This window comes from Halorubrum orientale, assembly GCF_059623105.1.
On record NZ_JBSPSR010000006.1, the window covers coordinates 23,096 to 47,457 of the forward strand.

Here is a 24,362-nt window from a genome sequence, read left to right on the forward strand (position 1 = left end):
CCGGTCTCGGAGGTGGAGACTACCAACGGTTCGGCTGCCAAGTCTTCACTCTTCGGCGACTGCCGCAGCGGGGCTGGTCTCGGTATCGACGCCCGTGGCCGGCTCGTAGACCGACCGGCGGGCGTCCGTCGGACAGAAGCCTTCTTCGACGAGCCCGGCATCCCCGAGCTTGTCGACCGCGAATCGGACCGTTCGCGTCGAAAGGCGGGTGGCCTCTGCGAGTCCGGTCTGGTCGTACCGCCCCTCCGCGTCAAGCACGTAATATACCAGCTTGGCGCTCGGTGGAAGCGGATCGAGCCGATCGCGTACGGATTCGTTCATATCAGGTTATGGGTCGTCGCGAGGATAATCGTGGTCCGGCTGTGCGCCGGGTGCGCACACCCGGTCGTGTGACCAACAAGCGTCCGACCGCGCGGCGCGGCCAACACGCGCGATCGGTCGTGTGCGTCCGCAGGGGCCGCGCCTAGAGGATGCGCTCGACGTGGTCAGCGACCTCCTCGGGGGTATCACCGACCGGCACGCCCGCATCGTTGAGCGCTTCGATCTTCGACGCCGCGGTACCGGTACCCGACCCCGAGACGATGGCGCCCGCGTGACCCATACGTTTGCCCGGCGGGGCCGTCCGGCCGGCGATAAAGCCCGTGACAGGCGTGTCCATGTGGTCGCGGACAAACCGTGCCGCCTGTTCTTCGTCTTCGCCACCGATTTCACCACACATCACGACTGCCTCGGTCTCAGGGTCGTTCTCGAACGCCTCTAAGGCGTCGACAAAGGAGGTGCCGATGATCGGGTCACCGCCGATGCCGATGGCGGTCGTCTGGCCGATCCCCCGTTCAGTGAGGTTATCGACGACCTGGTACGTCAGTGTACCCGAGCGCGAGACGAGCCCCACGTTGCCGTCCGCGAAAATGTTTCCGGGGAGAATACCGAGTTTCGCCTCACCGGGAGTGATGATCCCAGGGCAGTTCGGCCCGAGTAGCCGGGTGTCGGTGTCGGCGAGCCCGCGATTCACCTTCGCCATGTCCTGGGTTGGGATTCCCTCGGTGATCGCGACCGCGAGGTCGAGGTCGGCGTCGAGTGCCTCGAAGATCGCGTCCGCCGCGAACGCCGGCGGCACGAAGATCACGGACGCATCCGCGTCTTCGGCCGCGGCGGCTGCGCTCACAGTGTCGTACACGGGGACGCCTGCGGCCTCTTGGCCGCCCTTACCGGGCACCGCGCCGGCGACGACGTTCGTCCCGTACTCGATCATCTGTTCGGCGTGGAAGCCCCCCTCCCCGCCGGTGATCCCCTGGACCACCACTCGGGTGTCGTCGTCGACGAATACGCTCATTGTGTCACCTCCGTGGCGTCCGCGACCGCACGCTGGACCGCCGCCTCCAGCGTCTCTTCGACCTCGATCAGGTCGGTGTTCAGTATCGCCATCCCTTCTTCGGCGTTCGTCCCAGCGAGTCGCACGACGACCGGCTTCGGGATCTCCTCGAACCGACCGAGCGCCTCGTTGATTCCTTTCGCCACCTCGTCACCGCGGGTGATCCCACCGAAGATGTTGAAGACGACGCTGTCGACGTTGGGGTCTGCAAACACCATGTCGAGGGCGTTTGCGACCCGTTCGGCTTTCGCGCCGCCACCGATGTCAAGGAAGTTCGCAGGCTTGCCTCCGTAGTGGTCGACCAAGTCGAGCGTCGTCATCACGAGGCCCGCGCCGTTACCGATGATCCCGACGTTGCCCGAGAGTCGAACGTAATCGAAGCCGTACTCGCCCGCTTTGCGCTCTAAGTCGTCCTCGTAGGAGGCCTCGGCGAGGTCGGCGAGGTCGGGCTGTCTGAACAACGCGTCCTCGTCGACGTTCATCACCGCGTCGGCGGCGACAACGTCGCGGTCGCTCGTGATCATCACCGGGTTGACCTCGATCTCGGACGCGTCGTTCGACTCGTACAGCTCGTACAGCGTCGAGAGGATCGACGCGACCTCGAGGGCGACGTCGCCGTCGACACCAGCCTCGTAGACGACCTTCCGGGCCTGATACGGGTGGAGGCCGAAGGCAGGGTCGACGTGTTCGCGTGCGATCGCATCCGGGGTCGTCTCGGCGACCTCCTCGATGTCGACGCCACCCTCTGTCGACACCATGAGGACGGGCTCGCCGGCGCCGCGGTCCATCGTGACGCCGACGTAGAGCTCGTCGACGAAGTCGACGCCCGACTCCACGAGGACCTCCTCTACGGTGTACCCTTTGAGATCCATTCCGAGGATCGCCTCGGCGTAGTCGGCCGCCTCCTCGCGGTCGGTCGCGATCTCGATGCCGCCGGCTTTGCCGCGTCCGCCGACGTGGACCTGTGCTTTGATCGCGGCTGGGTAGCCGATCTCGTCGACGGCGGCGAGCGCCTCCTCGACGGTCGACGCGAGCCGAGACTCCGGTACCGGGATCCCGGCGTCGGCGAAGATCGATTTCGCCTGGTACTCGTGCAGTTTCATTCACGTACACCCGCGTCCGACGCCGGCTTAAATGGTGCCGGTTCGGTGCGAACACTGCGACGGTCGTGTGTACCGCGGGTGGATGGCTCGGTCGGTCGCGAGCGTTATTCATTTCTTCCCTAATACGTGTCCGGTGGCGACTGTGTAACTAACACGACTCCACGATAGCCGGGCACTCCTTACAGCCACTCCCTCCCCAGCCGATTCGATACGTTGGTAGCAGTGGGTGTGTGACCGACATGGCCGCACGACTTCCGGGTACCAATTACCGCCACACCCTCCCCAGCCGATTCGCGAGTCGCCCCTGGCGACTCGCTCATCCCTCGCACGCGCTCGCGAGCCCGCCTCTGGCGGGCTCACGAGGCGCGCGCCACCGCAGGGTGTTGGCGTGGGTTGTGAGTGTGTTTTCACGAGTCGCTCACATATCGTCAACGAAGGTGCCGATACACCGGCCAGTCTCTACAGGCCGGGTGTCGCGCGTCTCTCAGTCGTCGCCGAGAATGACGCGCCGGGTCATCGCCGCTGGGTCGAGCACCTCGTCGGCCTCGGCCTCCGAGAGGTACCCCTCAGAGACGGCCACCTCGCGGACGCTCTTCTCCTCGGCGAGCGCCTGCTTTGCAACCTTCGCGGCCGCGTCGTAGCCGATGGCCGGGTTGAGCGCGGTCGCGAGCGCCATCGACTGCTCGACACGGGTCGCACAGTACGCCTCGTTGGCCTCAAGTTTCGCGACGAATCGCTCGCCGAACGCCTCGGCGACGTTCGAGAGCAGCGCGGCCGACTGGAGGAAGTTGTGCGCGATCACCGGCTTGTAGAGGTTCAAATCGAGCTCGCCGCGGGCGGCCCCAGCCGAGACGGCAGCATCGTTGCCGACCACCTGCTTGTGCACCTGGTTTACCGACTCCGCGACTACCGGGTTGATCTTCCCCGGCATGATCGACGAGCCGGGCTGGTTTTCGGGCTGTTCGATCTCACCGAAGCCGTTACGCGGCCCCGATGCGAGCAGCCGCAGGTCGTTGGCGATCTTGTTCAGGCTGCCGGCGACGGTGCGGAGTGCCCCGTGTGCCTCTGCCATCGCGTCGTGAGCGGCCTGCGCCTCGAAGTGGTTCTCGGCCTCGTGGAACGTGGTGCCCGTCGCCTCGGAGATATACTCGGCCGCGAGCGCGGGAAAGTCCGGGTGGGTGTTGAGCCCCGTCCCGACGGCGGTTCCCCCAAGCGCCAGTTCGCGGAGATTCGACTGGACGCTGGTGGCGCGTTCGATCCCCTTTGCGACCTGTGTTCGGTAGCCACCAAACTCCTGGCCAAGCCGGACTGGCGTGGCGTCTTGGAGGTGCGTGCGACCCGTCTTCACCACGCCGTCGAAGGCGGCCTCTTTGGCCTCTAACTCCGCGTAGAGCGTCTCGAGTGCAGGGACGAGGTCCTTCTCGACGGCCTCGAGTGCGGCCACGTGCATCGCGGTCGGGATCACGTCGTTCGACGACTGCCCGTAGTTGACGTGGTCGTTCGGGTGGACGGCGCGGTCGCCGATCTCGGCACCCGCAATCTCGGCCGCACGGTTGGCGATGACCTCGTTGGCGTTCATGTTCGAGGAGGTGCCGGAGCCGGTCTGAAAGACGTCGACCGGGAACTGGTCGTCGTGGTCGCCGGCTATCACCTCGTCGGCCGCCGCGACGATCGCTTCGGCCGTGTCGTCGTCAAGGAGTCCGAGGTCGCGGTTCGCCTGTGCAGCCGCCTGCTTCACTACGCCGAGCGCTCGAATGAATCGCCGCCCCATCGGGATTCCCGATATCGGGAAGTTCTCCACGGCGCGCTGGGTCTGTGCGCCCCAGTAGGCGTCCGCGGGAACCTGCATCTCGCCGAGGCTGTCCGCTTCGGTCCGGTAGTCGTCGCTCATGAGCGGGCGTACCACAGAACGGGAGTAAAACCTACTGGAAGCGGTCGGGACGTCGTAGACACCGCCCCGCGGATGTGACACCGACGCCTCTCGGCGGTGCGCTCACAGATCGGAGAGCCGAATGCCGTCGTCGACCAGCCGGAAGTTTCGCTCGCGGTCGAGCTCGTCGGCAAGCCAGTCGTGGTCGTACAGCTGTCCGATCAGCTCGACGTAGAGGTTCCGCCAGGCGATTGCGTAGATAGGCGATTGTCCCCACGCGCGCAACTCGGGGACGAACTCGTGGTACGTGCTCGCCTGCGCCTCCATACGCTCGATGGCGTCGACGACGACCTCGGCGGCCGCGGCTGGATCCGACCCGTCGATCTCCTCGTTCAGCCGGGACTGAATCCCCACGATGGCGCGCTGCATGTCCTGGGCGGCAGTTTCGTCCGATTCGGGGAGCGACTCGACCACACCACGCGGGACGCCGAGTTCGATGGCTGGCATATCCCTGCGTGCGACGGCGACGAACAAAAAACCCCAGCGGCCGGGAATCATCGACGTGTGTCTGGGTCGTCTCAGGACGTCGAAAACAGTTTTGCGGCGTCGAGGGCGGTCTCAGGGCGTCGGGGCGGCCTTCTGGAGTGCCGTCTCGGCGATGTTTCCGCCGTAGTCGGCTGACCGGAGGACGGAGTCGACGACGAGCCCGAGAAGCTGTGCGCGGGTGGGGTCGAGTCCGCGGAGCAGCTCATCTATCGCCCGCACGCGTTCGTCTATCGCCCGCACACCGGTTCGCGCTTCGTTCGCTAGCCGGGACGCTTCGTCGGTGTCTTCGGTCAACAGCGCGTCCATCGCGGTGTCTATCACCTCAACAGCGTCGTCGTGGAGATCGTCGATGGCATCGATCACGTCCGGGGGCAGCGTCTCGTCGATGTTACACGTGAGGTGGCCGATCTTGGTTGCGTGGTCGCCAACCCGTTCGAGCTGGCGTGCACTCGAGTGGTAATCAAAACACTCCTCACGGGGGAGCCCCACCGCCTCGGCGGCCTTCGGGGTGCGAAGCGTGCCGCGGAAGATCCGTGATACGACGAGCCAGAGTCGGTCAAGGTCGTCGTCACGAGCAATCACATCTCGGGCCAGGTCGTGGTCAAGCTCGGCGAGCGCACGGATGGCATCCTCGAGCATCGACAGCGAGATCAACCGCATCCGGGTGACCGCGTTGTGGATCGAGAGCTCAGAGGAGTCAAGCAGGTCACGGATGACGACGTGACTACGGGTCTCTTCGAGCACCTCGAGGCCGACGAGACTCTGGACCGCGTCGCGGATCGTCGCGTGTTGGTCGGTGGCGATCTCATTACCCTCCAGCTCTATCACGTCGAACCCGCTCACGTACATCGTCGTCACCGCTCGTGTGAGCGCTTGCCCAGTGAGCCCGGTGACGTCGAGGGTCCCTCGCGTCCGCTCCGCATCGGAGTGTGGTGTGAGAAATAGTGAGTCGCCGTCCGGATAGAACTCGACCTCGCTGCCGGCGCCCACATCGTGTTCGGTCGCCCACGTCTTCGGTATCGAGACAGTATACGTCGACCCCCCGGTGACCTGCACCTTCCGCGTTTCCATACCGGCCATCATCGCTGTAGGATGTTAAATCTGTGTAAAATATATAGCTCGCCGATACCCGTACTGAGGGCCTTGTACGACCATATGGTGCCGATGAAGCGATACCGGAAACGATCAGGGCGAATCAAAACGAGTAATACATAGCACCGCAGCGATGTATATACCAGACAGCTGACCGCCAGGATGATACCACACATTGTGGCGCGGCGAGGGTCACCGGCGACGTGTGTGGGAGGCGCTGCAGGGAGCCCACGACGGAGCGAAACCACGGGGATGCGGTATGCCGATGAGTGGCACGCTGCGGTGAGTTGCGAAGAGTTAAATCGGTCGCGTCGCAACTAGTGAGTACGCTCGGTTGGTGTAGTCCGGCCAATCATGTTGGCCTTTCGGCGAGCGGGGCACGAAGTGTGCCCGTTCGGAAGACAGCCGACGACCAGGGTTCAAATCCCTGACCGAGCATTCATTGAATACACGGTGAGTGACAACTCGTCTTGTGACGACGTAGTGTTCGGCTGGCGCGTACGACCCACAGAGTCAAGACGGCGGTGTTTTTACGATCGTGTTCGTGATGCCGGTATGAAAGCGCCCGACATCGTCGTCTTGCGACAGAAGATCCACGGGATCGACGGCTACGACTTCGCCGCGGTGCTCCGTGAGCGACTGCCAGATCGGGAGATTGTGGTCGCTCGAACCCCGGCCGAAGAGCGCGAGTATCTCGCAGCGGCGCGCGTCGCAACCGGCTTCTCCATCGACGAGGAAGCACTCGCGCTCGCTGAGAACCTCGAGCTGTTCGCCTGTGTGTTCGCCGGAACCGGACACCTCCCCCGGGAGGCGCTCGAAGCACACGACGTCACGGTGACGAACGCCTCCGGTGTCCACGGACCGAACATCTCGGAGTACGTGATCGGTGCGATGATCGGACACGCCCACGGCTTCCCCCGCGCGAAACAACAGCAGGCCCGCCGCGAGTGGCGCTCGTACCCGACAACCGAGGTCACAGGCTCACGGGTCGTTGTGGTCGGTCTCGGTTCGATCGGCCAGGCAGTCGTCGATCGACTTGAGGCGTTCGACACTGAGACGGTCGGTGTTCGGTACTCACCGGAGAAGGGCGGTCCGACCGACGAGGTGTACGGCTTCGATCAGATCCACGAGGCGGTCGCCGACGCCGGATTCGTCGTGCTCGCTTGTCCACTCACCGATGCGACCGAAACACTCGTCGACGCAGACGTGTTCCGCACGATGGATACTGACGCCGTGCTCGTCAACATCGCTCGTGGCGGGGTCGTCGACACCGACGCACTCGTGGACGCGCTTCGCTCGAACGCGATCCGGGGAGCAGCCCTCGACGTGACCGACCCCGAGCCACTTCCAGAAGACCACCCGCTCTGGGGGCTCACGAACGTCACGATTACCCCGCACAACGCGGGGCATACGCCGCGATACTTCGAGCGACTCACCGACGTGCTCGAGACGAATCTTGAGCGGCTTGACGACCCCGATGCGACGCTCGAAAACCGCGCGTTCTGAGGCGGCCGGAACCGAACGGCTCAGATCGTGACGCGCCGAGGGTCCTCGTCGGTGAGTCGGCGAACGGTCAACACGGGGACCGGACACGTCCGGACGACCGTCTCGGCGACCGATCCGATGAGAAAGCGGTCCTCGCCGTGGCGACCCCGGGTTCCGGTGACGACGAGGTCGGCACCGACCTGGTCGGCGAAATCGACGACCTCCTCGCCCGGTGCCCCCTCGCGCACGGCTGTGGTGACGTCGAGACGCTCATCCACTGCGTTTGCGACCGTACATACTGACGCGAGCGCACGCTCACCACGTTCAGCGAGTGCGGTGCGGTGCTCGTCGCGTACTGCTGCGGGTGAGGACGCGATTTCGTCGTCGTCGACGACGTACAGCGCGTGGACCGTCGCATCGAAGCGCTCCGCCATCTCGATCGCGACGTCGACGGCGCGACCGACGCTGTCGGAGCCGTCCGTAGCGACCACGATCGTGTCGAACATACTCGCCGGTTCGTCGACGCGGATGTTAAAATGGGCCGGTATTCCGTGGTCACAGAGGAACTCTTGTGCGGTGGCGCGCGCCTCTCGAGGTCGCCGGAGGCGAACTCGTGAGCGCGTGCGAGGGATGAGCGAGTCGCCCGTGGGCGACGAGCGAATCGGCTGGGGAGGGTGTGGCGGTAGTTGGTGCCCGGAGGTCGTGCGGTCGTGTTGGGTGCACTACCACCGCCACATGCGTATTGGGGAGGGTGTGGCTGAAAGTGATGTCCGGGAGTCATCGAATCGCCTCGTTCACACTGTCACCATCACAACCGCACTGACTCACCGCACGAACGCGACCAACCAGTGCTGTTGCTCACCCAGTGTCGTGTAACCACTTTTTTGACGACACGTCTACACCGTCCCCTCACATGTCCTCCGTCCTCCAAAACCCACTCGTACATTACGGAATGCCAGCGATGAGCGCCGGCGTCGTCGTGGTCGTCGCGCTCACCCTCCTCGACGGAACGATGCAGTTGGCTGCACTCGGAATCGCCGCCATCGAGGTCCTCGTGACCCCACAGATCTTGAAACGGGCCGGCTAGACCCTGCCCGTTAGGGTGCCGTCCACGCTTCGAGACCGCCGACCACACACGAGCACAGCCTTTTGTGACTGGTGACACAGACCATACCCGTGACCGATCCCTCCACCACCGACGCGTACCGGCTCTCCACGGTCGACCTCAACGACACCACCTACGAGATCACCCAGTCGGGGATCCGGAACGCCTACACGGTCCGCGACAGCACCGACACCGTCGTCTTGCAGACGACACAGAAACTGTTCCAGCTGAAAGAGGCGTTTCCGTTTCTCACCGCCGACGAGGAGCCGGCGTTCACCGTGAAAGCCGGTGGCGTCGTGGACGTCGCGGGCACGTACTCCCTCGTCGACGACGGCACCGACGAAGCCGTCGTCGTCCTCGACGAGGCGTTCTCGCTGTTCACAGAGCAGTGGACGATCCGCGACCCCGAAACCGAAGCGCCGCTGGCGACGATCGAATCGAAGAACACGTTCCTCACCGCGGCACGACACCTCGTCTCGCTCGCGAATGTCATCCCAAACGCGTACGAGATCCGTGACCCGACGGGTGCACACGTCGGCAGCATCGACGGCCAGTTCTCGCTTCGAGACACGTACACCGTGACCATCGACGACGCGAGCAGTGTGCCACGAGAGGCCGTCGTCGCGACCGCCTGTGTGCTCGACGCGCTCGAAAACAAGTGAACGGCCGCGCCTCGTGTGTGGAGTGAACGGCCGCGCCTCGTGTGTGTACGCCAGAGTCACGTCCGTGTGCCCGACCCGGTCTCACGCCAAGAAGACGTGTCGCGGCTGGTCGGCGAGCACCTCGCGACCGAAGGCGACAGCCTCCCGGAAGTCCTCGGAGCCGAAGAAGGCCATCGCGTCCTCCTTTGCGTTCCACTGGCTGGCGATGAACATGTCCGTCTCTGACTCGACGTTCACCATCAGGTCTGTCTCTAAGTGACCGTCCATCTCGGCGAGAAGCTCACCAACCTCGTCGAACGCCTCGACGAAGTCGTCGCGGCGCTCGGGTTTCGTCGTGTAAAACATCCCCATGGTACCAAAGCCGGACTCCTCGCCGGCGCGACCGACGGCTTCGGGGAGATCTGAGAGGAAGCCGGCCGCGGTCTCCGCTGCGGAGCCCGTCTCCCAGATCGAGACAACGGCAGCGCGATCGGTCGACCGACCCCCGTAGACGGCCGTCTTCAGGTGTGTGCCGTAGTGATCGAAGTTCGCGCGCAGGCCCTCAACCTCCTCGAACAGCTCGTCGACGTCGGCCTCGCTGTACAACACCGTCGCAAAGACGTCCTCGCCGTGCGGCTGGCCTGCGTAGATGTCGAGCTCGGCGAGTTCGCCACGGATCTGGTCATCAGAGACGCTGTCGGCATCTGGCTGGCCCCCCCTCGTCGTCTCCGCGCCCGCCTCACTGCCGTGTGGATGGTCGCCTTCTCCGCCCGCGTCGCCGCCGTGCGGGTGGTCGCCATGGGCTGAGCTTCCGTGGCCAGATGATGCGGCGGTGTCGTGGGTGTGACCGGCATCGCCGTGGGCGTGTGCCTCACCGGCGCCGCGGGCCGTATCACCGGTTGCCGGCACTGACTCGCCTGCGAGGTACGCGCCGAGGTCTGCGGGCGCGAACCGGCGGCCCACGTAGAACTGACCGAACTCGCCGTAGCGTGAGGAGGCCTGATCAAAGCGCATCTCGTAGACGATGTCTTTAAGATCGGTTGGGTCGGCGGCGAACAACGTCACACCCCACTCGTGGTCGTCGAAGCCGACAGAGGAGGCGATCACCTGTTTGATCCGGCCGGCGTACTGCCGGCCAATATCACCGTGACTCGACATGAGCTCGGCGCGCTCGTCGAACGAGAGGTCGTACCAGTTGTACTCCGCGCCGCGCCGTTTGCTCATCGGATAGAAGGAGACGTACTCGTCGTCGGGAATCTCCGGGTCGAGTTTGCCCTCGATATACCGGCGGAGCCCCTCGTCGAGGTCGGCGTCGTCCTCGGTGAAGTAGTCGTCAGAGACGTATCCAGAGACCTCCGTGACGGAGACGTACGACGATTCGCGGTCGGTGAAGCCGGCGAGCGCCGTGGTCTCGAAGCCGCGCTCGAGTGCTGAGAGGTCGTCAAGCGTCGGCCGGAAGTGGATCGTCAGCAGGTCGGCTTTGTGCCCGAGCACAGAGAAGAGCGCCGAGTCACCGTCGTCGGCGTCAACGACGTTCTCACACGCGCTCAGGTACGACCGGCCCTCCTCGATCGCTCGCTCGCGCTCGCGCTCCGGCGCGTCGCGCCAGGCGTCCCAGTCGATGGACCGGAACTCATGTAGCGCGAACATCCCCTCCTCCGTCGGTGGTGCCTCAACCATGGATGGCTTTCGACGGCCGGCCGTTAGGGGCTTTCGAGTCGTCTCAGGAACCGGTATCGCTGGGCGTGTGTTGATACCGTACACCTTAGTGGGTTGGAGCGACAGCGGGTTGTGGGTCACTTCGCCACGCGGTACGGCACACGAGTCCCGCCGCTGACCACATACTCGTCTCCCGATTCCGTACGTGTGTGACTGTAGGTGTGTGTGTGTACAATACGACCGCACGACACCCGGATACCAATTGGCCACACCCTTCCCAGCCGATTCTGTACGTGTGTGGTAGCAATTTTGTGACGAACGCTATCGCATGACACCCGGACATCACTTTCCGCCACACCCTCCCCAGCCGATTCGCGAGTCGCCCCTGGCGACTCGCTCATCCCTCGCACGCGCCACAGCACTGCTTGTCTAGTTGTGGGCTGGTGTTCGGACCACGAGCGTTCCCGAAGGCATATACCGGCCACTCACGACGATTCGACGCATGGTATCCGAGGAGCCAACCGTCCCGATCGTGTGTACAGCGTGTGAGACGGAGACGCGAGTGCCCCTCAACGAGCTCGAGGACGCGCTCTCGAGACACAACGAGAACGCACACGACGGCGAGCCGGTCGCCGAGGTCGACCCGGGAGTCAAAGACCAACTCGCCGACCTCGTCGCGAGAGACCTCGGTCTCGTCGAAGAATCTTGAGCCGCCGACACGCTGGGCCGCTAGGCGCGCCGGTCTGCCACCTCGCTCAATCGTCCGCTGGAGGCCGATATCCGTCGTCAGTCGCGAGCGCTCCCTGCGGGTGACCTTTGTGCTGAAGATTCCGCGTGTCCCGCGGATAGGTATCACTCGCCGGAATCGGCGTCTCGACAGCTGACCGAGGTCGCCCGGTGTACCCGTGCCCCGCGTGATCGGCACAGTGCGCCATCGCATCGTGAGCGCCCTCCCAGGGACCCGCATCACACGCCGGTGCAGTACAGACGAACACCACCTCTTCAGACATACGTGTCGCTAGGTCGATGGAGCGAAGTCAAAAACCTCCGCGTCAAATTCTCAGAGCTAATAATCGATCACCGCTCGTCGACGATCGTGGCGAGGAACCGCCGGATCTGATCACAGGTGTCTGCCCACGTCGGGTGGGCCGCAGCCGTCTCGCGCGCAGCGTGGCTTGCCCGCGCGAGTCGGGCCGAATCCGTCGCCAGCGGCTCAATAGCGGCGGCCACCGCGTCCGGGTCCTCGGGAGGCACAAGCGCGCCATTCTCCTCGTTCACGACGTCACTCGCGCCGCCGTGGGCCGAAGCGATGGCGGGCAACCCGAACGCCATCCCCTCCACGTAGACGATCCCGAACGGCTCGTACCGTGAGGGAACGGCGAGGACGTGTGCACGCCGTAGCGCTGTCCGGAGGGCCGCGTCGGAGACCCGGCCGGCGAACGTGACCGACTCCGCAACGTCGAGTCGATCGGCGAGCGCGCGCAACTCCGTGGTGTATCCCGGTTCCGCCGTCGTATCGCCAACGACCTGCAACCGCCAGTCGACGCCTTCGAGCCGTGAGAGCCCCCGAACGAGCGTGTCAATCCCCTTGCGCGGGGTGACCGTGCCGACGGCAACGACACGAAACGGGTCAGGCTGGGGCCCATCGGTAGTGAACGCCGGGGCGTTCCCGAGTCGGTCACCCGCGGGTGGTGCGACGATCGCCGGTGACCCGGCGACCGTGGCGTCTGGTGTCGACACCGTCTCTCCCCTGTCACCGGCCGGTCCGTCGCCGTCACACAGCTGTTCGACCGCCGAACGGATGGGCTCGCTGTTGTACACGAATGCGTCGGCGGCCGAAAAGAAGGCGCGCTCAACGGCCCGGTCAACCCACTCCCGATGCTCGTCGCTGCCAGCGGCCGACCGAAGGTAGTGAACCAGCGCGACCACGGGCGTCTCGAGGCCGCGTATCGTACAGTACACCGACGGCGCACAGTACGCGTCCACGACGACGATGTCACACGCCTCGAGACGGGCGACGAGCCCCGGAGCCGAGACGGCCGGCGGCGACCACGACCGCTCGGGCAGTGAGACGACCTCAAGTTTCCAACCACGTTCGAGCAAATGGTCGGCGAGCTCGCGGTCGTAGCGGTAGCCGCCGGACCGCGGGTTGAGATCGCCGTAGACGACGATCCCAACAGTAGGTGCAGCGCCGGACTCGACTCGGGCGTCGACCGCCCGTCTGGACATCGTCAGTCGCTCGCGGCGGGGGCGCCGAACAACTCGACGGCTGTTCCAGCGTGTCGGCAGTCCTCGAGTGCGTGCTTGGCCGCAAAGCCCGCCCCGTGAGGCGATTCGCCCCGACCGACGCCGACCTGGAGCTCCACGTCGGTGTCGCCGACGACGTGATCGACCGCGTCGGCGAAGGCGGCCTCATGTAGGTCCGGACACACGGCGACGACGTTGTCCCCGCCGACGAAAAACGAGAGCGCGCCGTGTTGTTCGCGAAGATACGCCATGAGTGACGCGTACGCCCGCGTGATGGTCGTGAATGTGTCGAACTCGTTGAGCCGGTCGGTGTACTTGCCGGTGACGTTCACCACGTCGAAGTGGGCGATCTGGACGTCCGCGGGTGTCGTCTCGGTCAGGTACTCGCCGGCGAGCACCTCGGTACGCGTCTCGTCTTGGGCGCTTCCGGCCTGCTGGAGCCGCTCGTTTGCCGCCTCGAGAGCGTCGACCGGACGGTCGCTCACAGCGGTGCCGAGACTTACCGTCACCGGATAGCGGTTCCCGATCGACTCTTGGAGCGTTGCGTGGGCATCGCCGCCGACGCCATTCGTCACCGCGATCATGTTGTCGAATCGAGTAGCAAAGGCGTAGCCGTCGCGGTGGCCGAGAAACTCGGCGACGTCGGCAAAGAGCCGCGACTGCAGCGACTGGAGGTCCATCTCGCGGCGCGGCTCCGGGGTCACCGTCCACGGGCCGTAGTTGTCGATCTGGACGAGGGTCACCTGCGTCGTCGTCACAGTAAACCGTGGTTGGAACCCGCGCCGCTTTATCCTTCCGTTATCCCGTCCGTGGAATCGATTCCGTCTGTGGAAGTGATTCGGTCCTCACCATCGAGTCCGATCGTAGAATCGGCTCGCTCCCAGCGTCGGTCGCCCAGCGAACACAACGCCTAGGACCGCGCGGCACCACTACCATACATGAAGATTGCTGGAGCCGTTCTCGACGTCGACGGCACACTCGTGCGGGGAGACGACCCGATACCGGGTGCTCCGGCGGGGGTGAAACGCCTCCACGAGGCGGGCGTCGAGACGCGGTTCGTCTCGAACAACCCGACGAAGCCGCCCGCCGCGTACGTTGACCGGCTCGGTGCCGCCGGGTACGACGTGTCCGCCGAGGACGTGATCACCGCTGGCAGCGTGACCACGGCATACCTCACCGAACACCACGCAGACGACGCGCTGTTCTGTATCGGTGAGTCCGGCCTCGTCGACCAGTTCACTGCCGCCGGACTCACGACAACGACCGACGTCGACGAGGCGGACGCACTCGTCGTCTCGATCGACCGCGAGTTCGGCTACGACGACATGGCCGCCGCGATGTGGGCGTTGGATCGGGATATCCCGTTTATCGGCACCGACCCCGACGTCGTCATCCCGACGCCCGACCGCGATCAACCAGGGTCCGGCGCTGTGATCCGGTCGATTGCGGCCGTCACCGGCAGCGAACCAGACGTCGTGCTTGGAAAGCCCTCACAGCCGGCCGTCGAGATGGTTTGCGATCGGCTCGCCGTGCCGCCCGCGTCGTGTCTGGTCGTCGGCGACCGCCTTGATACCGACATCGCCTTCGGCAAGCGGGCGGGGATGACCACTGTCCTCGTTCGGTCGGGGATAGACGACGAGGGCGCCATCGCCGAGAGCGACATCGAGCCAGACCACGTCGTCGACCACCTCGGCCAGATAGACCGCGTCCTCGGGTGAGTCGCGGCGTGCGGCGGCGGTCGTCAACCGACGTGAGACGCCAACGTGGACGACGCACGACAATCATCTGACACACAGAGTTAAGCCCCCCGACGTGTGATGTGCTCGCATGCCACCGGCAGCAGATCTCGATGAGGGCGCCGACGAACCCGAGCAGACGGGTGATGCCCGCTCGGTAGATACCGACCCCATCCCCGTGATAGAAGGGCACGCGGTCCGATTCAACGAGTATCGATACTGACCTGCAAACTGTTCGTTATCCCCGGGCCCTAGGGTGGCCCATGGACAGCGGGATGACCTGTGATCCGTTGTCGGGAGGGTTAAGTGGTCGTCGGAGGTACCGGAGGTCGTGTATCGGAGGGTCAGACGCGCGGGAATATTCCTCGCGCTCGCGGTGCTCGCGACGGTCTCGCCGGTGCTCGGCGCCGCCGCCGCCGTGCCGCTGCTCGCGCTCGCCGGGCTCTTTCTGTTCGGCATCGAGGAGGGACCGCTGTTCCGCGTGCTCGCTGTCCAGGGAGACCACGAGGAAGAACGGCTCTACGGCCTCGGTGCGTTCGCGCTCGCGCTCGCCGGACTCGCCGCAGCTGCCACGCTTCCACGGGTTCCACTCCCGATCGAGGCGCTCGCCGCGGGAACACTTGCGATCGGTGGCGGCCGGCTCGGCCACGCACTCGTCCGGTCGCGGGCCGAAGGGTCACCGGGTGCTCCAGCACTGGCGGAGACGAACGGTATCGCGAGTGACGGCACCGGCATCGCCCACGGTGGAGACAGTACTAGCCCCGATCCGGCCACCATCGACACGGGGACCGTCGACCCAGCATCGATGGACCCCACACTCGCCGGCGAGCGTCTCCGGCCGGTCGTCGGCTACCTCCTCGCAGGCGGCCTGGCCGCCGTCGTCGGCTCCCTCGTCGCTGGGGTCGCGTTCCGGGGGGAGACGCCGCCTGTGGGTGGCTCGCTCGGTGCCGCAGGAGCACCGTCGCCCGCCGTGTCTCCGGCCGCCGTCGCCACTGCCGTCGTCGTCGGCGCCGTCTCGGTGTTGACCGCGGTGGTCGTCCGGTCACTCGTGTACGAGCGCGACGCGCATTTGACCGTCATCGTCGTCGCGATCGCCGCCTGGGGACTCACCACAATTGGGGTCACACTGTCTCCGCTCGGCGCGCTCGCGGCGGTCGCCATGACGGCCGGTCTTGGTGCCGCTGCGTACGCCCTCGGCGCGGCCTCGGTATCAGGGATGGTCGCCGGGGCCCTCGTCTTGTTGCTCACGGTCGTGCTCGGCGGTGTCGGGTGGTTCCTCGCGCTGACGACGTTCTACGCGCTCGGTGGGTTGGTCTCGCGGTACCGGTTCAACGAGAAGGCTGCCCGTGGGGTCGCCCAGGAGAACGCCGGTGCTCGCGGAACAGGCAATGTCGCGGCGAACTCCGCGGTCGCACTCGTCTCGGTCGTCGGCTTCGCGGCGACCGCAGGCGATGGGGGCGCGTTGTCAACCGCGTGTGCCCTCGCATTCGCCGGCGCAGTCGCGACGGCGATGGCCGACACGCTCTCTTCGGAGGTCGGCGGGCTCTTTGATCGTCCGCGACTCGTCACCACGCTGCGTCCCGTCCCAGCCGGTACCGACGGTGCAGTGACATGGCAGGGCGAGGTGGCCGGCTTCGCCGGGGCGGCGCTCGTCGGACTGGTCGTCACAGCTCAGACGCCAGTGTGGGGAGCTGTCGTCGGGACCGCGGCGCCGGTTGACCCCACGGCCGCGCTCGTCGTCGCGCTCGCCGGAGTTGGCGGGATGACCGTCGACAGCCTCCTCGGTGCGGCCGTCGAAGGCGACCGCGTCGGGAACGAGGCCGTGAACTTCCTCGCGACGCTCTCGGGGGGCGTCGTCGCGGTCGCACTCGGCTTCGGGCTGGGACTGTAACTCGATACATGAAACCACACACCGCCCGTGACCCGCGGGTCAGACCGGCCATACGAGCGGATGAACCCCGGATCCGTGCCCTCCAAGAACATCTCCGCGAGCCGAGTCCAACACTCCTTGAACACGGCCTCGCGGTTGGGTCGTCGCGGGTGAGTGACGCCGACGGCGCGGTCGCGGGCTACGCACTGTCGGTCGATGCACCGAACCGGTCCGGCCGACACCTCGCCGAGCTCGTTGTCGCTCCCGCATATCGACGGGCGGGTCGCGGACGCGGGCTCCTTGAGGCGGTCGTCGAGGACACAACGGGGGCCGTGACGCTGCAGGCACATCCCGACAACGACGCCGCACTCGCGTTGTACGACGCGTGTGGGTTCACCGTCGTTGGCCGACGATCCAACGCGTACGCGGACGGTGACGCCCTCGTGTTGCGACGGGAGTGACACAAGGCCTATTCGCCGGGGGTGTCTGCCGGATGGTATGACCGAATCAACGGCGAACGGGGACGTCGCGGTCGAGTTTGGTGAGGACGGTCTCGTTCCAGCAATCGCCCAAGACGCAGACAGCGGCGAGGTGTTGATGTTGGCGTACGTCTCGCCGGAGGCGCTCGCCCGAACGCGAGAGACGGGCGAGGCGCACTACTACTCCCGATCGCGAGCGGAGCTGTGGCACAAAGGCGGCACGTCCGGTCACGCCCAAACCGTCGAGGAGATCCGGGTCGACTGTGATGCCGACACCCTGCTGTACCTCGTCGACCAAGCTGGCGGGGCGTGTCACACGGGCCACCGGTCGTGTTTCTACCGAACGGTCGACGGAGAGGCGGTCGGCGAGCGCGTCTTCGACCCCGACGAGGTGTACTGATGGTCGGCGCGGACGGCTCGGCAGTAGACGGGGAGTCGTCGGGGGGAAGCGATGCCGTGGAGATTCGGCATGCTGGTGAGGCGGCCGCGGTGCTCCGCGAGCGATACGATGAGCTCGGCGTAATTGACGACCAGATCGAGACGATCGGTGAGGCGCGCGTCGAGGCCGCTGCGGACGCGTACCGCGAAGCACACCGGGTACTCGACCAGTACGCAGAGGACGCGGTCGGCACCGGAGACTTCGGCTCGTACCTCGAATTCGAGGGGCGGTTCGCCGACGCAGTCGATGTCGACGCGGACGCGTTCGCGGCCAACGCGTTCGCGGCCGCGGACGAGGCGGTCGACAAACGGCGGCTCACCGAGCGCGACTTCGCCGCGGCCCGCGAGGCGCTCGAACCCGCCAGTGAGGCCGTCGCCCTTCTCGAAGAGCGCGAAGAAGCGGTCTCGGCGTTCCGTGAGGCCCGGAAGGCCGCGGAGGACGCCCGGGATACGCTCGTCGACCGGCTCGAGGAGCTCCGGGCGGCTGCATCGATGGCCGACGCCGACGTCGATGCCGACCTCGGCCGGCTTCGTGAACCGATCGACACGTACAACGAGTCGGTGCAAACGGCCGTCGAGTCGGCGCTTCGAGAACGGTCGGCACGGGAGGTGTTCGATTTTCTGGAGCGCGCGGATGCAACGCCCTTCGTCGACGTCGACCTCCCACCGGCTGATCTCCGGTCGTACGTCGATGAGCACGACGCGGGCACAGAGCCGATTCCGACACTGCTCGAGTACGCGGCCTACTCGAACTCGAAGCTGGACCACTACGTGGCGGACCCGGGAGCGCTCCGAACCGCCGTGGCCGTCCATCGAACGTTTCTCGACCGGATCGATGCCGATCCGCTGAAACTTTCGTGGCCGCCGGCGCCGGGCGAGGAGCTGCCATACGAGATCGACGAGTTGATTCCGCTGGTCTCGCGTATCACCGACGACGAGACGGTCGCAACCCTCCGGGAGCTTCGGTCGTTCGCGCGCACCGACGAGTACGACCGACTTCGTCGTGTCGCGGCGGTTCGTGACGCCCTCGACGACCGGGAATACGAGCTGGTCGCTTCCGGCGCTGTCGACGACCGACTCACAGACGCCGAGCAGACCCTCGAGATCATCGACGCGGTGCTCGAAGAGACCGACCGCGGGTGAGACGATAGATCGGGTGCCGTTGGCGACCGCAGGTGCGATGATCCACGTCGACCGCGAGGATTTAGGTCCCGTGGCGACCGAAACGAGCTATGACCCGATTCGACGCCGCGACCGAGACCGAGCGGCTGGCGCTGTACGCGGAGGCGGCGACGGCCCACCGAGCCCGGTCGAGTGACGTGATGACCGTCGACGTTGACCCCGACAGCGATGGCACCGACGGCGGCAAAATCCCGCCGTGGATTCAGCTCGCCGGTACCGAACTCGTCATGGACTGCACCGACGACGAGCTCGACAGGCTGAAGACGCTACTCGGCGCGTTTCCGGAGTTTCGGATCGACGAGCTCGTCACGCCCGAGTCGGCCGAGGGAACCCACGTCGTCGTCACCGCCCGGTCGGACGCGAACCGCGTCGCCGGGTTCATCGAACGCGCGTTTCGAGAGGTGTACGCGCTCGAGGCAGACTACAAGGTGTGGGTGACCGCAGTGTGAGACGCCCCCCGTGAACCCGTACGTTAATGTCGACCGCGGCCGGCCTGATAGGTATGACACTTGAGAAGGACGTGCTGTGTCCGTCCTGTGGCGAGACGCGCTCGTTTTATCGGACCGCCGCGATGACGCTGCACCTCGGCGAGAAGACGAAGTGGCGGTGCCCAGCGTGTGGCTACGGGTTCGTCGAAATCGACGGCATCGACACGCTGCCGGCGTGAGGGCCGGCAAGCGCCTATAGATTCGCGTTGCCCGATCCGCCGTCGACAACGATCGACTGTCCGGTGATGTAGCCGGCCTTCGGCGACGAGAGGAACGCGACGGTGTTCCCGAGCTCCATCGGGTCGCCGATGCGCTCGAGCGGGACACCCTCGCCGTAGGCCGCGAGTCCCTCCTCGTAGGAGTCGTACTCGCCGCGGTCAACCGCCTGCTCGACGAGGTCTTCGATCCGGCTCGTCTCGTGTGGACCGGGGAGGACGGCGTTCACACGGACGTCGGGACCGAGCTCTGTCGCCAGCGTCTTCTCGAGGCCGATGACGCTCATCCGAACCGCGTTCGAGAGCACGAGTCCGTCGATCGCCTCCTTGACCGAGCGCGAGGTGATGTTCACGATGGTGCCGCCGCCGTCTGCTTGCAGCGGCTCGGCGGCCGCCCGACAGAGTCGGACGACACTCATCACGAGGAGGTCGTACGCGTGGTACCAGTCGTCGTCGTCGGTCCCGAGGAACGGGCCAGACGGTGGGCCACCGGCGGACGTCACGAGGTGGTCGAGCCGGCCGAACTCGTCGAGCGTCTCCTCGACGAGGCCGACGACGTCCTCCTCGACGGTGAGGTCGCCCTGCACCGGGTGGACGCGCGCGTCACCGGTCGCCTCCTCACGGAGCGCCTCGGCAGCGGCCTCGAGGCGGTCCTCGTCGCGACCGTTGATCACGACGGAGGCGCCGTCGCGAACGAGCGCCGTCGCGGCCGCGTTCCCGAGACCGTCGCTCGACGCTGTCGTCAGTGCTACGTTGCCAGCAATGTCTAAGTCCATACGACGTCCTCCGCACCCGATGATTTAATCATTAGCGACTCGGCATCGGGAGCCGGCGACCGCGGGTTTATACGAGTGGGCTCGGAGGTCCGCACATGCGAGGCAGCCATGGTGGGTGAAGCACGCACACCGGACGGCGACGTCGGTCCGCTCGACGGGGTCACCGTGCTCGACGCGTCCCGCGTGCTAGTGGGGCCGTTCTGTACGATGCAACTCGGCGACCTCGGCGCAGACGTGATCAAACTCGAACGCCCTGGCGTCGGCGACCAGACCCGGACGTGGGTCCCCCCGGCGTTCGGTGAGGGAGACGACGCCGAGAGTGCGTACTACAGCAGCGTCAACCGCAACAAGCGCTCGGTGGTGTTGAACCTCGCGAGCGAGGCGGGGCGCGACGTGTTCCGGGATCTCGCGCGCGAAGCCGACATCGTCGTCGAGAACTTCCGTGTCGGCAAGACCGCCGAGTGGGGACTCGACTACCCGGACCTCGTCGACGAGAACCCCGGGCTTATTTACTGCGGGCTCTCCGGGTACGGCGAGTGGGGACCGGACCGCGACGCGCCCGCCTACGACATCGTGATGCAGGCGAAAGGCGGGTTGATGTCGATCACGGGCGTCGAGGACGGTCCGCCGGTGCGGATCGGCGTCGCGCTCGCCGACATCGGCGCCGGGATGTACGCTACCCAGGCGATCCTAGCCGCACTACTCGAGCGCGAGCTCGGTGACGGCACCGGCCAGAAAATCGACGTGAGCCTACTCGATGGGCAGGCAGCCTGGATGAGCTACATGGCTGCGAACTACTTCGCGAGCGGCGACCCACCGGGTCGCATGGGGAGTAAACACCCGAACATTGCACCCTACCAGGCGTACGAGACCGAAGACGACTACGTCGTTGTCGGCTGTTCGGCCGACTCATTTTGGCCGCGGCTATGTGAGGCGCTTGACCGGCCCGACCTGCTCGCCGACGAGCGCTTCGAGATCAATGAAAAGCGGGTGCGCAACCGCGAGGCGCTCGACGGGGCGCTCGAAGCCGAGTTTGCGGCGATGTCAACCGACGAGGCGGTCGAGACGCTCACCAGCCACGACGTGCCTGCGAGTCACGTCCGCGACATGGAAGAGTTGTTCGACGACCCCCAGATCGAGGCGCGGGACATGCGCATCACGATGGACCATCCGACCGCCGGCACGATCGAGGTGCCCGGTTCGCCGATGAAGTTCTCGCGGACTCCGGTGACGATGCGTCGACACCCGCCGACGTTCGGCGAGCACACGACCGAGGTCCTCGGCGAGTACGGCTACGACGATGCGGACCTGCGGCGGCTCGCCGAGTCGGACGTGATTCCGGAGCCGTCGTCGAAGTGAGTGGCGTCGGCGTGAGTGGTGGCGTCAACGTGAGTGGTGGCGTCAACGTGAGTGGTGTCGACGACGGCGCGACCAGAACCTCGGAGACGGCGCCCGCGACGAGACCGGAACCACTAGGACCATCGCGGGCAACCGCTCGCGCATGCAACTCGGAGTCGTCGGCCTCGGCCGGATGGGACAGATCGTCGTCGAGCGAACGCTCGATGCGGGCCACGAGGTCGTCGCGTTCGACCTCGACGCGGAAGCGACCGCGCGGGCCGCCGCGGCGGGTGCCGACCCCGCCGACTCGGTGGAAGACCTCTGTGATCGGCTCGGGTCCAACAAGCGGATCTGGCTCATGGTGCCCGCCGGCGACGCCGTCGACGCCACCCTCGCGGACCTCGAGCCGCACCTCACGGCCGACGACGTCGTTGTCGACGGTGGTAACTCACACTTCGAGGCGTCAGTTCGCCGGGCTGAGTCGACGACCGCCGCCTACCTCGACTGTGGTACCTCCGGGGGACCCGCCAGCGCCGAGGCGGGGTTCTCGCTCATGGTCGGCGGGCCCGCGGCCGCCTACGAGGCGTTGGTGCCCGTCTTCGATGCGGTCGCGACCGGTCCGGACGGACACGACCGGATGGGGCCGGCTGGTGCAGGCCACTACGTGAAGATGGTGCACAACGGGGTCGAGTACGCACTGATGCAGGCGTACGGCGAGGGGTTCGAGTTACTCGCCGACGGACGGTATGACCTCGATCTCGAGGCGGTCGCCCACACGTGGAACAACGGCGCAGTGATTCGGTCGTGGCTGCTCGAGCTGTGTGAAGAAGCGTTTCACGAGGAGGGGAGCGACCTCGGTGACGTCGCTGACCACGTGGCCGGGGGGTCGACTGGGACGTGGACCGTCCGGGAGGCGCTCGAACAGGACGTGCCCGTGCCGCTCATCTACGGGGCGCTCGCCGAGCGGTTCGACTCGCGAAACGAGGGTCGGTTCTCTCGCCGGCTCGCCAACCGGCTGCGATACGGATTCGGTCGGCACGAGGTTGCACGCACCGAGTAGTCGATTCTCTACGTGTGTGACAGCAGGTGTGTCATCGATACGACTCTGCGACACACGGACACTACTTTCAGCCACACCCTCCCCAACCGATTCGCGAGTCGCCTTCGGCGACCCGCTCATCCCTCGCACGCGCTCGCGAGCCCGCCTCCGGCGGCCTGCGAGGCGCGCGCCACTGCACGAGAAGGGGGAAGTACCGCATCGAAACGTGCTTCGAGAGATCGACGGTCTCCCACCATCGCGGAACGCTGTAGATCATCGGTGGGCGAGAAACGCTTATGTGCTGCCGTGCTAGAGGGTGTCATGCACAGAATGTTCGAACGATTTTCGAGCGGGTATTATCTGGGTGAACTGTACGTGGAACCACATGATGGCGACCGCGCCGTCATCCAGCGAGCTGACCACGAGCGGGTAAACGAGCAGCTCTATGCGGATGGGGAAGGGATCACGCGACTCGACGCACCACTCGTGATGAAGGTGGGCACCGGTCACCTCCCCGTCGGAGCCGACGACGGAGTTCCGAGCGGCACACTCGCGATTCCACGACAGCTCGCCCCAGACGATGGCCTCCCATCGAAGCGCGGCGTCCTCCTCGCCGACGCCGACCGAGCAAAGCGACTCCTCCGCTGGGAGGGCTGGGAACCGGGCGTCGACGCCTGAGGACCGTCGAGTCGCCCCGTTCGATGGCGACGACGCTTTGCGCCCGTGGCGTGATGGGCGCACATGATAGACCGACTCCTCGGTCGAGCCGAGCTCAAAGATCGCATCGCCGAGCTCGAATCAGAAAACCATCACCTCAAGCGGCGCGTCGAAGCCGAATCCGAGCGCCGATCCGACGCCGTTGCAGACCGCCAGCGCGCGGAGGCCCGCGTCAACCGCCTCGAAGACCGGATCGCGTCGCTCGAAGACCGGGTCGAGCGCGCCGAGCGCGATGAACACTCGCTGTCGTTCCGCCACACGACGGCCGCGTCCGGGGCGAAGGTAGCCGACATCCTCGGGCGACTACGAGGCGTCGAGAGTGACGATCCAGAGGGTGTCCTCACCGCCTTCGTCCCGAGTGACGACGCCCTCCCCAAATCGGTCCGTGACCACTTTGGCGACCGTAGCCAGCTGGTCCGCCGAGCTGCACCGGCGGTCGTGGTAGCCGACGATACCGATGCGGTGAGCGTTGCACTCTCCACCCCACTGCCGCCAGAGCCGTTTGACCGCTGGGCCGCTCGCCCGCGACTGCCCGCAGCCTGGTTCCGGCCGACTGGGCGGTTCGCGTTCGCAGTGGTGCGCTCTGACACCTTCGCCTGCGGTGTGTATGAGACGGACGAACGTGTCGATTTCGAGGGAGTTACTACCGACGTCAAATCCGCACACTCGAAGGGTGGCTTCTCTCAGGGCCGGTTCGAACGCCGGCGAGACGATCAGATAGCCGAACACCTCGAGGAAGCGCGGTCGGTCCTCGCGGGCACGACCGACGTCAATCGAACGATCGTCGTCGGCGAGCGAAGCGTCTTGGGGGAGGTGCGTGATCTCGCCGACTACACCGACGTGACTGACGCGACTGGGACACCAGCGGAGGCGCTTACCGATGCTTTCCGCGACTTCTGGACGGTACGGGTGCAGGCGTTTTGAGAGAGGTATTCACACGGAACACCCCGTTGGCGACCACGGG

At 66.0% G+C, this 24,362-nt stretch carries 28 protein-coding genes and 1 tRNA gene; 17 read left to right on the forward strand and 12 right to left on the reverse strand.

What is annotated here, in order from left to right:
- Nucleotides 1-45: 45 nt before the first annotated feature.
- From ACWUI7_RS06900 to ACWUI7_RS06925, 6 genes are all read right to left on the reverse strand, one after another.
- Entirely contained in the window at nucleotides 46-321 is a 276-nt protein-coding gene (locus ACWUI7_RS06900) for an ArsR family transcriptional regulator (RefSeq protein WP_496641486.1), read from the reverse strand.
- Between the two features lie 142 nt (nucleotides 322-463).
- Nucleotides 464-1,333, reverse strand: a complete 870-nt coding sequence (gene sucD, locus ACWUI7_RS06905; protein WP_496641487.1) for a succinate--CoA ligase subunit alpha — start codon at nucleotides 1,331-1,333, stop codon at nucleotides 464-466.
- Nucleotides 1,330-2,475 carry an ADP-forming succinate--CoA ligase subunit beta gene (gene sucC / locus ACWUI7_RS06910; protein WP_496641488.1) on the reverse strand — a complete coding sequence of 382 codons (1,146 nt, stop codon included), beginning with the start codon at nucleotides 2,473-2,475 and terminating at the stop codon, nucleotides 1,330-1,332. Before sucC ends, sucD begins: the two co-directional genes overlap by 4 nt.
- Nucleotides 2,476-2,959: 484 nt before the next feature.
- Complete coding sequence (locus tag ACWUI7_RS06915) at nucleotides 2,960-4,366, reverse strand: class II fumarate hydratase (RefSeq protein ID WP_496641489.1); 1,407 nt, start codon at nucleotides 4,364-4,366, stop codon at nucleotides 2,960-2,962.
- 102 nt (nucleotides 4,367-4,468) lie between these two features.
- On the reverse strand, nucleotides 4,469-4,852 hold the full coding sequence (locus ACWUI7_RS06920; RefSeq protein ID WP_496641490.1) for a DUF7971 family protein: 384 nt from the start codon (nucleotides 4,850-4,852) through the stop codon (nucleotides 4,469-4,471).
- 111 nt (nucleotides 4,853-4,963) lie between these two features.
- Complete coding sequence (locus tag ACWUI7_RS06925; RefSeq protein WP_496641491.1) at nucleotides 4,964-5,962, reverse strand: PhoU domain-containing protein; 999 nt, start codon at nucleotides 5,960-5,962, stop codon at nucleotides 4,964-4,966.
- A 349-nt stretch (nucleotides 5,963-6,311) separates the two neighbouring features.
- On the opposite strand from ACWUI7_RS06925, the gene ACWUI7_RS06930 reads away from it, so the two are divergent.
- A tRNA-Glu gene (locus tag ACWUI7_RS06930) sits at nucleotides 6,312-6,421 on the forward strand.
- Between the two features lie 117 nt (nucleotides 6,422-6,538).
- Entirely contained in the window at nucleotides 6,539-7,489 is a 951-nt protein-coding gene (locus ACWUI7_RS06935; RefSeq protein ID WP_496641492.1) for a D-2-hydroxyacid dehydrogenase, read from the forward strand.
- A 20-nt stretch (nucleotides 7,490-7,509) separates the two neighbouring features.
- Here ACWUI7_RS06935 and ACWUI7_RS06940 read toward each other — a convergent pair whose 3' ends face one another.
- Nucleotides 7,510-7,974, reverse strand: coding sequence for a universal stress protein (locus tag ACWUI7_RS06940; RefSeq protein ID WP_496641493.1), 465 nt, complete (start codon nucleotides 7,972-7,974; stop codon nucleotides 7,510-7,512).
- Nucleotides 7,975-8,381: 407 nt separating this feature from the next.
- Between ACWUI7_RS06940 and ACWUI7_RS06945 the strand changes: the two genes are divergently transcribed.
- Together ACWUI7_RS06945 and ACWUI7_RS06950 are read left to right on the forward strand one after the other, a co-directional pair.
- The gene (locus ACWUI7_RS06945) at nucleotides 8,382-8,555 is read left to right on the forward strand and encodes a hypothetical protein (RefSeq protein ID WP_496641494.1); all 174 of its coding nucleotides are present in this window, start codon (nucleotides 8,382-8,384) and stop codon (nucleotides 8,553-8,555) included.
- Nucleotides 8,556-8,644: 89 nt separating this feature from the next.
- A complete protein-coding gene (locus ACWUI7_RS06950) occupies nucleotides 8,645-9,235 on the forward strand; it encodes an LURP-one-related family protein (protein ID WP_496641495.1) in 591 nt (196 codons plus the stop codon).
- Nucleotides 9,236-9,316: 81 nt separating this feature from the next.
- Here the strand turns inward: ACWUI7_RS06950 and ACWUI7_RS06955 are convergent, their stop codons facing one another.
- The gene (locus ACWUI7_RS06955; RefSeq protein ID WP_496641496.1) at nucleotides 9,317-10,894 is read right to left on the reverse strand and encodes a heme-binding protein; all 1,578 of its coding nucleotides are present in this window, start codon (nucleotides 10,892-10,894) and stop codon (nucleotides 9,317-9,319) included.
- Between the two features lie 481 nt (nucleotides 10,895-11,375).
- On the opposite strand from ACWUI7_RS06955, the gene ACWUI7_RS06960 reads away from it, so the two are divergent.
- Nucleotides 11,376-11,582 carry a DUF8149 family protein gene (locus ACWUI7_RS06960; RefSeq protein ID WP_496641497.1) on the forward strand — a complete coding sequence of 69 codons (207 nt, stop codon included), beginning with the start codon at nucleotides 11,376-11,378 and terminating at the stop codon, nucleotides 11,580-11,582.
- 46 nt (nucleotides 11,583-11,628) lie between these two features.
- Here ACWUI7_RS06960 and ACWUI7_RS06965 read toward each other — a convergent pair whose 3' ends face one another.
- From ACWUI7_RS06965 to ACWUI7_RS06975, 3 genes are all read right to left on the reverse strand, one after another.
- The gene (locus ACWUI7_RS06965; RefSeq protein WP_496641499.1) at nucleotides 11,629-11,883 is read right to left on the reverse strand and encodes a hypothetical protein; all 255 of its coding nucleotides are present in this window, start codon (nucleotides 11,881-11,883) and stop codon (nucleotides 11,629-11,631) included.
- 67 nt (nucleotides 11,884-11,950) lie between these two features.
- A complete protein-coding gene (locus tag ACWUI7_RS06970; RefSeq protein WP_496641500.1) occupies nucleotides 11,951-13,102 on the reverse strand; it encodes a glycosyltransferase family 4 protein in 1,152 nt (383 codons plus the stop codon).
- Between the two features lie 2 nt (nucleotides 13,103-13,104).
- Nucleotides 13,105-13,878, reverse strand: coding sequence for a GTP cyclohydrolase III (locus ACWUI7_RS06975; protein WP_496641501.1), 774 nt, complete (start codon nucleotides 13,876-13,878; stop codon nucleotides 13,105-13,107).
- A gap of 180 nt (nucleotides 13,879-14,058) precedes the next feature.
- Here ACWUI7_RS06975 and ACWUI7_RS06980 point away from each other — a divergent pair, with 180 nt between their 5' ends.
- The 8 genes from ACWUI7_RS06980 (at nucleotide 14,059) to ACWUI7_RS07015 (ending at nucleotide 19,492) form a co-directional block, all read left to right on the forward strand.
- Nucleotides 14,059-14,838 carry an HAD-IIA family hydrolase gene (locus ACWUI7_RS06980; protein WP_496641502.1) on the forward strand — a complete coding sequence of 260 codons (780 nt, stop codon included), beginning with the start codon at nucleotides 14,059-14,061 and terminating at the stop codon, nucleotides 14,836-14,838.
- A gap of 109 nt (nucleotides 14,839-14,947) precedes the next feature.
- Nucleotides 14,948-15,079 (forward strand): hypothetical protein, encoded by a 132-nt coding sequence (locus ACWUI7_RS06985; protein WP_496641503.1) that lies wholly within the window; start codon nucleotides 14,948-14,950, stop codon nucleotides 15,077-15,079.
- 108 nt (nucleotides 15,080-15,187) lie between these two features.
- Nucleotides 15,188-16,747, forward strand: a complete 1,560-nt coding sequence (locus tag ACWUI7_RS06990; RefSeq protein ID WP_496641504.1) for a DUF92 domain-containing protein — start codon at nucleotides 15,188-15,190, stop codon at nucleotides 16,745-16,747.
- 8 nt (nucleotides 16,748-16,755) lie between these two features.
- Entirely contained in the window at nucleotides 16,756-17,187 is a 432-nt protein-coding gene (locus tag ACWUI7_RS06995; protein WP_496641505.1) for a GNAT family N-acetyltransferase, read from the forward strand.
- A 37-nt stretch (nucleotides 17,188-17,224) separates the two neighbouring features.
- The gene (gene hisI, locus ACWUI7_RS07000; protein ID WP_496641506.1) at nucleotides 17,225-17,605 is read left to right on the forward strand and encodes a phosphoribosyl-AMP cyclohydrolase; all 381 of its coding nucleotides are present in this window, start codon (nucleotides 17,225-17,227) and stop codon (nucleotides 17,603-17,605) included.
- A complete protein-coding gene (locus ACWUI7_RS07005) occupies nucleotides 17,605-18,786 on the forward strand; it encodes a DUF7118 family protein (protein WP_496641507.1) in 1,182 nt (393 codons plus the stop codon). Before hisI ends, ACWUI7_RS07005 begins: the two co-directional genes overlap by 1 nt.
- Before the next feature lie 89 nt (nucleotides 18,787-18,875).
- Nucleotides 18,876-19,274 carry a DUF7975 family protein gene (locus ACWUI7_RS07010; RefSeq protein WP_496641508.1) on the forward strand — a complete coding sequence of 133 codons (399 nt, stop codon included), beginning with the start codon at nucleotides 18,876-18,878 and terminating at the stop codon, nucleotides 19,272-19,274.
- Nucleotides 19,275-19,327: 53 nt separating this feature from the next.
- Nucleotides 19,328-19,492, forward strand: coding sequence for a DUF7838 family putative zinc beta-ribbon protein (locus ACWUI7_RS07015; RefSeq protein WP_496641509.1), 165 nt, complete (start codon nucleotides 19,328-19,330; stop codon nucleotides 19,490-19,492).
- Between the two features lie 14 nt (nucleotides 19,493-19,506).
- Here ACWUI7_RS07015 and ACWUI7_RS07020 read toward each other — a convergent pair whose 3' ends face one another.
- Nucleotides 19,507-20,304 (reverse strand): SDR family oxidoreductase, encoded by a 798-nt coding sequence (locus ACWUI7_RS07020; RefSeq protein WP_496641510.1) that lies wholly within the window; start codon nucleotides 20,302-20,304, stop codon nucleotides 19,507-19,509.
- A gap of 108 nt (nucleotides 20,305-20,412) precedes the next feature.
- Between ACWUI7_RS07020 and ACWUI7_RS07025 the strand changes: the two genes are divergently transcribed.
- From ACWUI7_RS07025 to ACWUI7_RS07040, 4 genes are all read left to right on the forward strand, one after another.
- Nucleotides 20,413-21,663, forward strand: a complete 1,251-nt coding sequence (locus tag ACWUI7_RS07025; protein WP_496641511.1) for a CaiB/BaiF CoA transferase family protein — start codon at nucleotides 20,413-20,415, stop codon at nucleotides 21,661-21,663.
- A 142-nt stretch (nucleotides 21,664-21,805) separates the two neighbouring features.
- Nucleotides 21,806-22,702, forward strand: a complete 897-nt coding sequence (locus tag ACWUI7_RS07030; protein WP_496641512.1) for a decarboxylating 6-phosphogluconate dehydrogenase — start codon at nucleotides 21,806-21,808, stop codon at nucleotides 22,700-22,702.
- 309 nt (nucleotides 22,703-23,011) lie between these two features.
- Nucleotides 23,012-23,359 carry a DUF5802 family protein gene (locus ACWUI7_RS07035; protein WP_496641758.1) on the forward strand — a complete coding sequence of 116 codons (348 nt, stop codon included), beginning with the start codon at nucleotides 23,012-23,014 and terminating at the stop codon, nucleotides 23,357-23,359.
- 63 nt (nucleotides 23,360-23,422) lie between these two features.
- Nucleotides 23,423-24,322, forward strand: coding sequence for a Vms1/Ankzf1 family peptidyl-tRNA hydrolase (locus ACWUI7_RS07040; RefSeq protein WP_496641513.1), 900 nt, complete (start codon nucleotides 23,423-23,425; stop codon nucleotides 24,320-24,322).
- Nucleotides 24,323-24,362 lie beyond the last annotated feature (40 nt).